This window comes from Paenibacillus sp. FSL K6-2862, assembly GCF_038005125.1.
Lineage (GTDB): Bacteria > Bacillota > Bacilli > Paenibacillales > Paenibacillaceae > Paenibacillus > Paenibacillus illinoisensis_A.
Genome location: NZ_JBBOSN010000002.1, coordinates 401,875 through 415,794 on the forward strand (window position 1 = coordinate 401,875; position 13,920 = coordinate 415,794).

Genomic DNA, 13,920 nt, shown 5'->3' on the forward strand with positions numbered 1-13,920 from the left:
ATTTAGAAATAAGATCAAATTCTTTCTTTCGCCAGTAACTGATATCCCTTTAGCCGGTTTGCTTGGTCAGGATAAAATCCGCGATCATAATTTCATCTACCAAAGCCTCATTTGGGATTAGCCATAATTTTTACAGTAACATTGCTGCACTTCCAACGTCGGGCTGCATCTTCCTGTGGATTATAAACATACTTACCGGCTTCTTGCAGTAATCTATAGTTAGCAGAACAATTATGATCGCTCACTCGTTCAATATATTTACATATTGCAAATAAACAATATGTTGTTGTGAAAATCAGGTGAATGATACTGAAAGATTGTTAATTCAGTATCATTCACCTTTTCGGAGATACAGACCAACTTGATTAATTGCTTCTTCGTTTCTCTTATAATATGTCCATTTACCAATACGGGTGGCATTAATTAAACCCACTCGATGTAGTATTGAGAGATATTGAGACGTAGTTGATTGATCCATATTCATTTTAGCAGTTACTTGACTCACACATACCCCTACTTCACCAATATCAATCCCTTCTTGGGGTGAAAAATGAGCTTCTGGGTTTTTTAACCATTCTAGTATTTGAATACGCGACTCATTAGCTAGTGCCTTAAAAATATCTACTTGATTGATCATGGACACTATTATACATTGTATATTTGCAATATGTCAAAATACTACTTAGTTATAAGTACGTTTTAACTAAATCCACGTAGTGTATTTAATTTTCTGTTTTCGGCTTTCGCGGCGGGTTCTTCATCGTCCTATCGTAAAGGTAAGTATACTCATAATACTTCCAGTTGTTCTTCTGCTTATCTCTTTTGGATATGGTCACTGTTTTCCAGGTTTGGCACCTCTTTTTTAAACTTCGAAGTGTAAATCTTGCACCAGCATAGGCCGCTTCCCTTACTTAAGCAATATGAGTCCTGAGCAAGAACCCGTGATTTTTAGCGATATCAAGTCCGAAGGTTCAAGGCCGTTCCTGTTCCCGACCCAGGAGAGCTACACGCAAGCAGAATCTATATTTAATTAAACAAGTAAATTTTCAGCTTATATCCTTTATTATAACGATCCTGACATTAGGTTTGTTGCGCTAACCTGCCCGTTAGCTTAATGAAATAGCTGTAGAATTTAGTTAGATATTTATCTAATCGGTAATCGGAACATGTTCTTGTCAATTTCGGCAATCGGTACAAGTTCTTGTCCTTGCCTCGGGACACGAACTTGAACCGATAAAATAAAAAAGCCGCTAAGATGGTCATAACCCTGTCAAGTAGACAGTACTAAAAAAGACAATATTTAAGCTGCGGCCCTTTCCCGGTATTCTACCGGGGAACGGTCGTTTAGTTTTTTCTGAAATCGGTTTTGGTTGTAAAACAATATGTATTCGCTTACTTGCTGTTCAACCTCCGCTTTGTTTGCTGCCTTATTCAAATAAATTTTCTCCGTCTTCAAATGAGAGAAAAAAGATTCAATACAGGCATTATCTAAGCAATTTCCACGCCTGGAATGACTACCTAGCATGCCGAGCTGGTTCAGTTTTCGGTTAAAAGGCTTCGACGTATATTGAAATCCTTGATCCGAGTGTAGGATTACGCCACTCAGATCCACGTGCTGACGGAGTCTATCCAGCGTTTCATGAACCAAAGCAAGGTCATTTCGTTCAGAAAGATGCCATGCAACAATTTCGTTATTGTATAAATCCTAAATAACAGAAAGATACACAAAGTGTTCTCCAGCACGAATGTAGGTAATGTCGGTAACCAGCTTCGTTCGTGGCGTATCCGCACGAAATTGGCGCTCCAGCCGATTCGGGTTCACCACAGAGGCTTGTTTTCCAAAGAATCGACGTTTTTTTCGAATGACCGAACAGATGCCTAATTGTTTCATTAATCGGTACACCTTTTTGTGGTTGACTCGGAGGCCTTCCCGGCGTAAAGCTACGGTCATTCGAAGATAACCAAAGTAGGGATGCACGCGATGGATGGCAGGCAAATGGGATTCTAGTTCATGTTCCTTGTGTCTACGCTCGTTTGCCGCTGCTAAGCTTTTTCTCCACTTGTAATAACCCGAGCGGGAAACCGCAGCTAACTTCAAGAGCCAAGCCAGACCATGGCGTGCTCGTAGGTCCTCAATGATTTGAAATCTGGCCGCTTTACTCGTCACTCCTTGTGTAGATTTGGATACTGCTTTTTTAAGTATTCAATCTCCGCCCGCAAGTACGCCATCTCTTCTTCCATACTGGAAAACTTGGTTCTAGGGCGTCCCCGTTTGGACGTAACAGGTTCCAGACTCATTCCTTGTTTTGCTTTTGCTGCCCACACTTGTACCTGAGATTTATTTTGAATATCTAAACGTGTCGCTACTTCACGTATACTCATATGTTCTTCGTTGACCAGCCGGACTGCCTCCAATTTCAAATCCAAAGAGTACCGCCGGAATGTTTGTCCTTTTTTAGCCATGAAAAAATCCCCTTCGTTTTACATGATTAAGTTCATCTTAACAGATGTCTTTTTTCTCATGTCTACTAAATGGGGATAATACCAAATCAGCGGCTTCTAATGTTACTATGTTTTTGTCACCCGACAACGGGCATAAAACGGTCAGGTTAATTGAACGTTATCAGCTGTTTCTAAAAGCCTCCTCAAGCATATTTAAATAACCACTCTCAATAGTCTTCTTATCTTTTAGCTTTAACAACAAATGAAAAAAACCTGTTTTATAATCGGAGTAGTGGGAGATGTTCGCTTTTTCCATCATTGTTGCAAATCGTTTTTCAAACTGTGGCGCATCACGCATCATATACTTGAAATTCATGACCCAGAGCTTCATCAAATGAATCCATTGGTCATTTTCAAACTGTGTTTTGTCATAGACCAAATTCTTATCATTGTTCAGGATACCGACATCATAGAATGTGAAAGGATTGTCTCCTCCTATAAAGGTGGATACTAAAAATTTTTCAGGCATCAGACTGTTTGCAAAATCATACCACGCCGGTTGGAACCTCGCTTTTACACTTTCGGTCACTTCGAACAATGCGATATTTGGAGTAACATCTTTAATTGTTAGCAATAAGTCTACATCCGAGTAAGCATCTGAGGTTTGTTCAACACGACTTCCAACAACATCTATTCGGGTAATAAAATCCAACCCATTTAAATGTTCTATCAACTGTTGGGTCAAACCTTCACTAGTCGACGTTCCCACTATATCCCCTCCGCTAAACTCCTGATTATCTTGTCTGCGTTACTTAATAATGCTAATATAATATACCAATCTGTGCTGGGGGTAGGGTTTAGTGATTGTATGCGATCAGATGAGGAGACCATATGCAGTTAGCTTTCGCATAAGAGTTCCACAAGATTAAACTCCCTTGAAAAAAACGTAAAAAGCGAATAAGAAAGAACTTCAATGCCGTACAGTTTGCAGATGAGCTTGAATCTCTCGTGTGTTGACACCTTTGGCGTATAGGGAACCGGCTCGAACTCACCCATCCGATCGCGTGGAACCGATATTTCCTGCTCTCCGTATTCGCTGACTACTGTCTTCCCCCAATTTTCGCAGTGCTACCTTCCTCGAACTCTAACTTCTTTGCCTCCTACGCTGACGTATGTGATGTAGTACGAAATAACGTACACTTAGGAGTTTTAAGAAGAATTAGATCTTTACTTCCATGTTTGATTATACCATGCTTAGTCACATCACTCGCTGGGGAATCTTTAGTTGCGATAACTCTCGTGCTCAGGTAGACTCCTTCTGCATCTGAGCTAAATGCTGCATTAACCGTTCGCTTATCTACAATACCTCCTGTTGCCTTATAATTCATACCAATATCCTTTATGACCTGCTGTCAGTCTCGCAAGCGCCTCCATGTAAAAATAATCGCCCCAGATCATATAGTCATCCGGCGAAGCGTTGCCACGGACGCTATAGGCCCCCCTTTCCAGTAGCCCTTCAGCATCTGGCTTGCCGATTGTCGCGTATTTCTCGATCAATCCTTCCAACTGACGACGAATACCTTCCTCGAGAACGCAACGGTCCGGATGTCCGTTTGAAAGTCCTTTCAACAACTCGTGAATTCCGCAAATTGTTATGGAAGAAGCGGAGCTGTCCCGTTTCGTGTCTGATGTAAACGGAACGCTGAAATCCCAATACACAACCCCGTCCTCCGGCAATCGCTCCAAAAAATGCTTCGCCATACGAATTGAGGTCTCTTGGTATCGCTTATCCCTGGTAAAATGATAGAGTAGTGCAAAGCCATAAATGCCCCATGCCTGCCCCCTCGACCATGTCGATCCATCGGAGTAACCCTGCTCTGTGCCGCCGCACAGCGGTTCTCCACTTTCTTGGTCGAAATAAAATGTATGATAGGAAGAGTCGTCTCCCCGTACGAGAAAACGTCTGCTTTTTTCGGCTTGATGTACGGCGATTTCTGCGTATCGTACATCCCCTGTATGTTTTGTTGCCCAGAATAAGAGAGGTAGGTTCATTAAGCAATCAATTATGATCCGGCCTCCGTTTTCCTCATGGCCTTCCGGTCCCCACGCTTGAATGAGCATAGATCTCGGTCTCCATCTTTTCATCAACACGTCCGCAGCGGATAAAGCAAGCGACTTTGCCGATTCATCCCCCTCAATGATCCATTGCGCTTTGGCGGAAAGGGAATATAGGAAGCCAATATCATGATGATCCAGCACCGTTTGGGATTCGAGCCGTTCACGGAAGCTTTCTACTGTCCGAACAGCCGCTTCGCGAAAGCTGGTATCCCTCGTTAACTCATAGCTGAGCCACAGCATACCCGACCAAAAGCCGTTCGTCCAATCCGTATTGTCATTTAATTGGTAGACTTCGTTTTCGCTGACATGCGGAAACTTTCCGTTAAACCTTGCGATATTCTTCCTCGTTTTGTCTATGGCATCTTTCAGCGCAGCCTCTAACTTCTTTTCATTAATCATATAAGTTGTTCCTCCATGTCCTGCCTATTCTCGCCTACGACGTTTAGCACAGCCTCTTTACCAGCATCAATACTCCCTAGCTCCCCAGATCCGGTATATTGAACAAAGCAACGCACCGATCCTTCGAAGTCTTCCTCAACTCAATCAGCACTATCTCGTACTGTCTTCTCCGGGGCAGAAGGCATGGTACTTACGGCGCGCTCAGAACATCATGTTTGGGAGGTAGCCGTTACACTCGCCCCTTGGCAACCCTCTCTCCATTCCAGCCCAAAGTTGTGCGCGAAGACTTCACCTGCCAATTCCACCAGGCAGCCCAAATCCTCCTTATGATAAACGGCCATTTGTAGCCGAGCATCCGGCAGAGTGCCGGATGTCGCGGACGGTTGATAGCAGAACGCATTCACAAATAGGACTTCCCCTGCGCACTGTGTACGCTGAATCAGCGTCTGTCTGCATTCACTAGGGGGATTGTCGGGCGTTTTAGCAGTAAGAAGCACGGCCGGATGTGAGCACCAGCTTGCCTGCTTTAATGTACCGCCGTTCCCTTTGATCATCCAGTCGAAATATTCGATATTTCCCTGAGAACTGCTTCTCGCATCATGAAACAAATGGCCTCCAAGCTCACACAATTCGCCCTGATATTCCCGCCAATTCCCGCTTGCGGGAAGCTCTCCACTAACGTGATACACCAGATCAATACTTCTCTCTGCCTGTACTTTAACTTTGACCACATCAAGCATCCAATTCTCGCCCAACGCGTTTATTCGGCGAATTTCCGCATGAGCGTAGGTGGTATCATCCCAGGGACACATTTCCGCCGGCAAGTCAATGAGATTCCGCATCCTATAATCTCCGGTATGCCAATCAACTGCGCTTTCTGTCCAGCATCCCCAGCTCTCAAGATGAAACTTTACCCTTCTCCCATCCGCAGGTGGCTGATCCTTACCGTTCAGACCAATTGTATTATGAGAATACGTATGTTTGAACCAGTCGTAATGAGCCGGTACCGAATACGCTATCGTACCTGGATCAATCACAAGCGGCTTGTGGCCGCAACCAAAGGATATACCGAGGCGATCCATATGATCATGCTCTCCTCCGAACGGACTATGTTTGACAAGCAGATACCATCCCTTCGAATTAACTAACTTTGTCAATCCGTCCGTCCCCGAAGAAAAAGATTTTGTTATCTGATTGCGAATAGCCTTTTCGCTGCCCTCATCGGATGTATGCCCCGCCTTTTGATTTCCGGCTGTATTCGAACTTTCGCTACTCTGCAATGGAAGTCCGCACCATAATGCATCGATCGAGCTTCGCTCTGCCGGAACGAATGTCTCTCCATCCCCTAGGTTCCCCGGCCACGACGCTAGCCCGTAAGCAAGTTGAAGCAACTCCCGAAATTGTTTGTCTCCATACCAATTTAGAGCGATTTCGTAATATCTGGCACAGGTTTGAATGCTTACCACAGAGCTGGTATCGTTAATAGAAGGAAACGTACCGTCCGGCAAAATAAATTGAAGCGGAAAGTCGAACATTCGCCTCAATTTCGGATGGTATCGAATGTCCCAAGGCGTTCCTTCAGCCGCAAGCGCAAACTGCAGGATCGGATATAAACCATAGAAGTGATATGCGAATGCTCCTTCGTACCAGAAACCTTCCGGTAGCGTGCCCCGCTCCAGCTGATCTAACAAGCCGTAGTCACCTTCAAGACCGGCGTACAAGATCTTTTCGTCTCGCAGGATAAGCCCGATCAACGAAATAGCCGACGTGATAAGTACCGCGTGGTTATGCAGCTGATTTTCTTTATGGTCGATGAGAAAGCGGGCAGCTGGACGGAATAAACCTTCTTCTATATAACGCCGATCAGAAGCGGTCATGGTCTCCTCCAGCATTCGGAAGCCCAGACATAGATCAATTAGCCAGTGGGCTTCATCTAACGTTTGCTCAAACAGTTTTCCCGGCCCATTGTAGGGAATATTGCCATGAATCCGGTACCCTGGATAATATTTTGCATAAGCAGTCAACGCATCAGTGGCAAATAGAGAATACCGTCGCTCAGCCAGGCCTGCACCCAGCAATCCGCACAGCATGATTCCTTCGCCCATTCGCTGGTTTGCAAGCGAAACCCAGGCTCCGTCATAGGGTTCGCCCGTGTAGGTGCCGCCACATGAGGGGCAGCGATGCAGGTTCGGACTGTCCCAATCAAACTGCAGCCTGGCTCCGTCATGTGCACAGTAGTAATAATGTCCCCAATTGCCTATCTCGTTGCCGTTGATCGCATATTTCCCTTGCACAAGCGGCTCTACCCGAAGCTGTAGCGTCTCCGTCGCCGAATGAAATTCGGAATTCGCCATATTGCTTTTCAGTAACGATACGCGCTCTTCATTCACCGGTTGACCTCTTAAGCCCCTTGCTTTTCCGATTGGCTCTAGCTTCTAGGTCATCGGCTCCAAGCAGATCCTCGCGAACCGGCGTGAACGTATCCAACAGTCCGCCCGATTCCAACGCGCGAACACCATGCACGGCTCCCCTTGGAATATACAAAGCTTCTCCTGCGTTCAGCAACTGTTGCTCGCCATCAATATGAAATTCAAACTTGCCATCCAGACAATACGTCATCTGCTCATGCGGATGACTGTGAGCATACCCCTCCGCTCCTGCTTCGAATCGCACTTCCATCATCATCAATCCCTCTCCAGCCTGCAGAATCTTCCGCATTACGCCCTGCTCGGCCCGTTGCCATACACCTATTAGGCTCACAAAAATTCCTCCTACACCATTCTTGATATTTGCTTAGATAAGTTCCGCGCAAAACCGAACCGAGCTTCCCGTTCAATTCAACTCATATTGAATCCGTTACGTAAGAGACTCCTTTCGTCTATCCGTCAAGGACAAGAATCGTATTGCTTGGGCTCCCTCGATATCGACACTTTCTCTTTAGAAAACCGGATCCGACTTGGCATTGCCGGCTGGATGTGGTTGTGCGGCCGCTTCCCGGCCATAGTAGGCCGGATAGATCATCAGGCGACAGCGCTCATCGTCCCAGAGGGATTCTTCATTGATCTGAATCCCCTCATTACGACTTCTCCGAAGATTGTTCCTCCCCATTTTCGTTTGCAACAAGCAGAGCCTTTACCCCTTGCTTGGCAGGCCTGTGTATACGAAAGTCAATATCCCTAGATGCTCCTGCCCCCACTATTGCAATATCTACACTGAGTGTAAGCGAATCTTGTCCCTTTTGTTAACTGGTTAAGCCCCGAACAGTCGTTTTTCCTCCCCTTGATGATTGTTTATCCGCCTCTCCTAGCGCACGATCTATGCTACCTTTATGATGCAATCAAACTTAATTTGGAAAGGATGATGAATGATGAAACGAACGTTAAGGTTGTGCCGGGGGCTCGTCGCCTTATCACTGACGCTGTTATGCATGCTCTCGATTGTCTCCGCCGCCAATGCCGCCAGCATCAGCACAATTGCGAGCAACACCACCTACCACGCGCTGCGATCATTCGGTTCAGCCATTTATGACAGCGCTACGAACCGAACCTTTGTGACGTACAGTGGTCCCGAAATGGATGTTTATGCAAGGGCTTACAATCACAGCAGCAACAGTTGGGAGATGGCGGTCAAAATTTACGACTGGAACGACTCGTCAACCTATGCTTATCACGACTACCCAACGATGGTGCTGCTGCCTGACGGTAAGCTCGGTATCTTTATCGTCGACCATACAACAGCCGCTTATCTGATCAAATCACCAAATACCCATTCGCTCGTAGGTACGTGGACCCGCACAAAAATCAGCGATGACAAGAACGCCTACCCCATGCCAATTGTCTCCGGCAGCACCGTCTACCTGTTCTACTCCAAAAATGACGATGTCTCCTACCCGTACCGCACCTATCGTTATATTAAATCGACCAATAGCGGAGCCACCTGGTCCTCCCCGGTGACTGTCATCGACAGCGGCAAAACAGCGGACAGGTTTAATGAGGTATATGCGTTTGGTGTTGTGGAAAAGGAGGGGAAAATCTATATAACGTGGAGAATGTCGGGAGGGACCGGCGGACATAATCATGCGTCCCGTAATTTATATCTCGCTTACCTTAATACGGCGGACGGCGTTATGTATAACGCTGGCGGCACCAGTATGGGCAATGTGGTGGATTCGCCGGATCTGTCATCTTGTCTGGTAGTCAACGCTGCGCCGGACACCACCAGCACCAATCCTCACGCTCGTCATCCGATATCTAACCCGGTTCCCGCTTTGACCTCGGACAATAAAGTCGTTGTCGGCTTTGGCCAATATATGAATGGGAACCGCACGATCAGGCTTGCTTCCTACAATGCTGGCGCATGGACCGTACAAACCGCGGACAGCTCCGCCTCCAGCTTTATGGATTTGGCCAAAAGTGGCACGGGAACCAACGAGTTCGAAATCATGTATCTGGCCCAAGGCGGCAATTCAGTTATCAGCAAGCGAACAACCAACCTAGGTTCGAGCTGGACGACCCTATCCAACCTAAGTGTGCCGTATGCAAGCAATGCCGATACGACAATATATGTCAACTATGTCGAGAATCTAAGTACGATTCATGCCATTGGGGCAACCATCAACAACGCGGAACGGCAGACGGACTACACTGGAAAATGGAATGTGTTCGCGATTCGGCAGTAGCAATGATGTTAACCGCCCGGAGGCTTCTCCGGGCGTGTTATAATGACCGTTCAATTATTCTTGTATCCTCATGCTTCTCCCCTACCGCTTGCACCTTAAGCGGCAGCATTAGTTCTATGCGCGTACAGACTTCCGGCTCGCTCTTAATTCGCACATCGGCTTCCTCGCCATAATGAAGACGTAGACGCCGATATACATTCCCAAGGGCGTACCCTTTAAGCGACGAACCATCATCGACTGCATGCATCTGCATGTGTGTCTGGACAATTTCAGACGACATCCCGGCTCCATTATCCTCGACGCTTAAAATCAAATGCCGATCATCCTTTCGGACCGCGATTCGAATGCGACCGCCCTCGTTCTGATCCTTGAAACCGTGCATAATGGCATTCTCCGCGAGCGGCTGCAGTATAATTTTAAGAATGGACTGTTGAAGATCGATCCCGTCCTGCACGTCAATCTCATAATTGAACAGATCTTCATAGCATTGCTGCTGTAATTTCAAATATTGCTCGACGTGCACCAGCTCATTCTGTAGCGTTATCATGTCCCTGCCCTTATTAAGCCCCAATTGAAACAGATTCGATAAAGCAAGCACCATTTCTTCAACAGCTTGTAAATGGCCCAGTTGGCACTTCCAATAGATTGTATTGAGCGTATTGTAGAGAAAATGCGGATCGATCTGCGCCTGCAACGCTTTCATTTCCGCTTTGCGCTTCTCCTGCTCCGCTCCCTGAGCTTCCTTGAACAGTCGCTCGATCTCCTTAAGCATGCGATTGAAGCGATAACCGATCATGGCAATATCGTCCCGGTTTTCTCCCTCGAATCGGGCGTCCAGTCCGACCATCTCGACCTTTTTCATTACACTCTTCAAACGATTCAAAGGTTTCAGAACCATGCGAGTTAGCACTTTAGAAAAGACCGACGACACAAGCAGACAACCCAGTACTATCCAGAGCGTGGTCCATTTAATATTGTTCATCTGCTGCAGTAGTTCGGATTTGGGTATAACACTGAACAAGCTCCAATCCGCAACACCCGAAAGCCTCTTGAAATTAATAAGATAGTCACGCCCCCCCAGATCCGCTTCGAATGTACCGTTGTTCAATGCCAGCGCTTCACGATATTCATCGTTTGCTTGCAATGTGGTGAATATTTCTGAATCTGTGCGCAGCACGGCATCACCGGTACTGTTTACGAGAAAGAAGCGCTCCCGGTTGCCGCTGACATCGGCATGGATCAAATCCTGCATTTCCGTTTCCAATACATTTGCTATAATAAAGACTTGCCCCTTATAGGCCGTGTTGCCTGCAGGCCCTTCCATTAAAAACGATATCACCCGGTCCTTGCTGGTGAAATACGCGTCGTCATGACCTTCAACCCATATCTGCCGGTTGCTCTCTTGCATCCGATGGTGAATCTCAGAATTATAGAATGGGATGTCGAAGGCACGAGCAAAAAATAACTGATAATAGTCGCCATCCGGCGTTACAAGCAGAATCGTACGGATAAGAGACTCATACAGCTTGGCCTGAACAAACGATGATTGAAGCTTCGACAGATGTGTATAATACGTTTGTGTTTCGCTGTATACCGGATCTAGCCCTACCAACTTACGGTAGGGATCGCTAACCACCATGGAATAGACCGCCAACTGAATCCGATTGAGCTTCTCATCCAACATCTGCGAAGTTTTAGCGAGCGTTTCCCTGCCGGTCCGGTTGGCATTCTCTTCCACCACGCCAGCTGCGATCCGGTAAGACAACATTCCCGTAACTGTAACAGCCACGATGGCAATGCAAATAAATGCTAGCCAGATGCGATACCGAAAAGATAACTTCTCCCACAGTTTCATAAGCCACTTCCTGTTCAACATCGAAATCTAGCCTTTATTCTAGCATAACTGCAAATTCTGCTACTAGCTCCGACAGGAACCAACGATCACGACTAGCGCACAACCGTTCCTGCAAGCATCCGTACGACCATCTAGTTAGGTGAACTTTAATCGGTAAACTGACCCATTGTTCGTTTCGAATTCAATAATGCCGGATGAAAACTTGCGGAAAGCAATTTCGTGTCCTTCCTTCGTTTCGACCAACATGGCTCCCGGAGCACAAACCCTGCATATGTTGCCAAGCCTAGAACAGATCTGGGCTTCTACGATTGCTCCCCTTTGCCATCGGACGCTGACATCAAAGCCTCCTCTAGCACGGAGCCCCCGATAGGAGCCGGTGTCCCATTGTAGTGGAATAGAAGGCAATAAATGGATTACCCCTTCATGGCTTTGCAGCAGCATCTCAGCAATTCCAGCAGTGCCACCGAAATTTCCGTCAATTTGAAAAGGTGGATGATTGTCAAATAAATTAGGCAATGTCGAAGAACGGAGCAGTTGGACTACATTGTCGTATGCAAGCTGGCCGTCTTTCAATCGGCTCCACATATTGATAATCCATGCGCGACTCCAGCCTGTATGCCCCCCACCGTTTGCCAGACGTCTCTCCAATGTAATTCTTGCCGCTTTTGCCAACTCCGGTGTCTCATTCAATGTAATCTGATTCCCGGGATGCAGCGCGAACAAATGTGAAATGTGCCGATGCCCTGGTTCCGTCTCTTCATAATCATGAATCCATTCCTGCAGTTGACCGTATTTTCCGATCTTCGGCTTAGGCAGACGAGCCCGGACTCTTAGCACCTGACTGCGGAAATCTGAATCAACCCCGAGAATTTCACCTGCTTGTACCACTCTTTCGAATAACGCCGACAAAATCTGATTGTCCATGGACGGGCCGTAACACAATGTCCCCTTTTCTCCGGTTGGAGCAATATACGTATTTTCCGGTGAAACAGAAGGACAAGTTACCAAATCTCCTTCTGGACTTTCTATCAGAAAATCAAGGAAAAATTCGACAGCTTCCTTCATAATAGGGTAACTTCGGGTCAAATGCTCCAGGTCGCCGCCGAACTCGTAATGGTCCCATAAATGAAGACATAACCAGGCAGCTCCCATCGGCCATTGGGTAGCGTGCAAGGAAATGTCCTGCGGCGCCGTATCCGCCCAGATATCGGTATTGTGATGCGTAACAAAACCGCGACAACCGTACATTTTCTGTGCTGTAACTCTGCCTGGTTCTCGGAGCCGTTCAATCAAGTCAAATAAAGGAAGATGGCATTCAGGCAGATTACATGTTTCCGCCAACCAATAATTCATTTCCGTATTGATGTTGATTGTATATTTGCTGTCCCAGCGCGGAGTCATCTCTTCATTCCATATACCTTGTAAATTGGCAGGAAGGGAGCCCGGACGACTACATGCAAGCAGCAGATAACGACCGAAATGAAAATAGAGCGTTATAAGTCCAAGATCTTGCTTACCTTGCTTAACCCTTTCCAGACGTGCGTCTGTCGGGATATTATGAATTTCTGATTGTGTCGAGTCCTGAATGTCTAAATCGACCCTGTCGAAAAGTGCTGTATAGTCGCTAATATGACGTTCTCTTAAGATATCGAAAGTAAGACTACCTGCCGCTTGAATCGTACTGCTATTCATGGCCAACGGATTTTCGTAACGATAGGTTGTCCCCGCCGCCAACAACAGTGTAACACTATCCGCCCGATCCACCACAAGGAATTCGCCAATCGTTCTCATTTGTCCGCCAGACGGTATAGCCGTGAGTTTGACTGCGAAATCGGATCCCCCTTTTCCTCCGCAATTTCCTGTAATAGCAATAGAATCCCCGTCCATATCGAAGCTTTCTTCCAGATAACGCTGTCTGCCTCGCATCAGCCGAGCCGAAAACGAAACGCTGCCAGGCTTACTCGCGGTTAGTCGAATGGCCATAATCTGATCAGGAAAGCTAGCCCAATATTCTCGTGTATAAACTACTCCCTCAGCTTCGTAATGTACGGTAGCCACTGCATGATCCAGATCAAGCTCCCTGCGGTAACCGGAGATGTCCCTATGGCCAAAATCCAGGTACAAATCACCGAGCGGAGCATAGTGGCGTTGAGTATCGGGCGTCCCGGACAGCGCCATGGCGGTCAGTTTATGTGCTTCCCCAAGCTTTCCTTCCATTATGAGATTTCTGATCTGTGCTATATATTTCGACGCATCGGGATTATTGCGATCCCGTGGCCCTCCGTACCAGACAGAATCTTCATTCAGTTGTATGCGTTCTCTGTCGGAATCGCCGAAAACCATACCACCCAATCGGCCGTTCCCAATCGGAATCGCTTCATTCCAATTAGCTGCAGGCTTGTCAAACCAAATTTTCTTCATCGCGTGC

10 protein-coding genes and 2 pseudogenes are annotated in these 13,920 nt (G+C 46.7%); 1 reads left to right on the top strand and 11 read right to left on the bottom strand.

Annotation, left to right across the window (positions count from 1 at the left end; genetic code table 11):
- Positions 1-331 precede the first annotated feature (331 nt).
- The 9 genes and pseudogenes from MHB82_RS31715 to MHB82_RS31760 form a co-directional block, all read right to left on the bottom strand.
- The gene (locus MHB82_RS31715; protein ID WP_445671287.1) at positions 332-637 is read right to left on the bottom strand and encodes an ArsR/SmtB family transcription factor; all 306 of its coding nucleotides are present in this window, start codon (positions 635-637) and stop codon (positions 332-334) included.
- A gap of 663 nt (positions 638-1,300) precedes the next feature.
- Positions 1,301-2,463 (bottom strand): annotated as a pseudogene (locus tag MHB82_RS31725) (IS3 family transposase).
- 160 nt (positions 2,464-2,623) lie between these two features.
- Entirely contained in the window at positions 2,624-3,211 is a 588-nt protein-coding gene (locus MHB82_RS31730) for a hypothetical protein (protein ID WP_341177068.1), read from the bottom strand.
- A 210-nt stretch (positions 3,212-3,421) separates the two neighbouring features.
- A pseudogene (locus tag MHB82_RS31735) lies at positions 3,422-3,552 on the bottom strand (IS256 family transposase); the annotation flags it as partial.
- A gap of 50 nt (positions 3,553-3,602) precedes the next feature.
- Positions 3,603-3,830 (bottom strand): nitronate monooxygenase, encoded by a 228-nt coding sequence (locus MHB82_RS31740; protein ID WP_341177069.1) that lies wholly within the window; start codon positions 3,828-3,830, stop codon positions 3,603-3,605.
- Positions 3,820-4,959 carry a glycoside hydrolase family 88 protein gene (locus MHB82_RS31745; protein ID WP_341177070.1) on the bottom strand — a complete coding sequence of 380 codons (1,140 nt, stop codon included), beginning with the start codon at positions 4,957-4,959 and terminating at the stop codon, positions 3,820-3,822. The genes MHB82_RS31740 and MHB82_RS31745 overlap by 11 nt, the downstream gene beginning before the upstream one ends.
- Positions 4,960-5,168: 209 nt before the next feature.
- The gene (locus MHB82_RS31750) at positions 5,169-7,349 is read right to left on the bottom strand and encodes a heparinase II/III domain-containing protein (protein WP_341177071.1); all 2,181 of its coding nucleotides are present in this window, start codon (positions 7,347-7,349) and stop codon (positions 5,169-5,171) included.
- Positions 7,342-7,719 (bottom strand): cupin domain-containing protein, encoded by a 378-nt coding sequence (locus tag MHB82_RS31755; protein WP_341177072.1) that lies wholly within the window; start codon positions 7,717-7,719, stop codon positions 7,342-7,344. The genes MHB82_RS31750 and MHB82_RS31755 overlap by 8 nt, the downstream gene beginning before the upstream one ends.
- A gap of 177 nt (positions 7,720-7,896) precedes the next feature.
- Positions 7,897-8,082 carry a hypothetical protein gene (locus MHB82_RS31760; RefSeq protein WP_341177073.1) on the bottom strand — a complete coding sequence of 62 codons (186 nt, stop codon included), beginning with the start codon at positions 8,080-8,082 and terminating at the stop codon, positions 7,897-7,899.
- 304 nt (positions 8,083-8,386) lie between these two features.
- Here MHB82_RS31760 and MHB82_RS31765 point away from each other — a divergent pair, with 304 nt between their 5' ends.
- Positions 8,387-9,637, top strand: a complete 1,251-nt coding sequence (locus MHB82_RS31765) for a BNR-4 repeat-containing protein (RefSeq protein ID WP_341177142.1) — start codon at positions 8,387-8,389, stop codon at positions 9,635-9,637.
- 37 nt (positions 9,638-9,674) lie between these two features.
- On the opposite strand, the gene MHB82_RS31770 is transcribed toward MHB82_RS31765, so the two are convergent.
- A complete protein-coding gene (locus tag MHB82_RS31770) occupies positions 9,675-11,492 on the bottom strand; it encodes a sensor histidine kinase (protein WP_341177074.1) in 1,818 nt (605 codons plus the stop codon).
- A gap of 135 nt (positions 11,493-11,627) precedes the next feature.
- Positions 11,628-13,913 carry a glycoside hydrolase family 95 protein gene (locus MHB82_RS31775; protein ID WP_341177075.1) on the bottom strand — a complete coding sequence of 762 codons (2,286 nt, stop codon included), beginning with the start codon at positions 13,911-13,913 and terminating at the stop codon, positions 11,628-11,630.
- Positions 13,914-13,920: the final 7 nt, after the last annotated feature.

Coding starts and splice junctions, on each gene's coding strand:
- MHB82_RS31715 (WP_445671287.1), bottom strand. CDS start 637: ATGATCAATCAAGTAGATATTTTTAAGGCACTAGCTAATGAGTCGCGT.
- MHB82_RS31740 (WP_341177069.1), bottom strand. CDS start 3,830: ATGAATTATAAGGCAACAGGAGGTATTGTAGATAAGCGAACGGTTAAT.
- MHB82_RS31745 (WP_341177070.1), bottom strand. CDS start 4,959: ATGATTAATGAAAAGAAGTTAGAGGCTGCGCTGAAAGATGCCATAGAC.
- MHB82_RS31765 (WP_341177142.1), top strand. CDS start 8,387: ATGCTCTCGATTGTCTCCGCCGCCAATGCCGCCAGCATCAGCACAATT.
- MHB82_RS31770 (WP_341177074.1), bottom strand. CDS start 11,492: ATGAAACTGTGGGAGAAGTTATCTTTTCGGTATCGCATCTGGCTAGCA.
- MHB82_RS31775 (WP_341177075.1), bottom strand. CDS start 13,913: ATGAAGAAAATTTGGTTTGACAAGCCTGCAGCTAATTGGAATGAAGCG.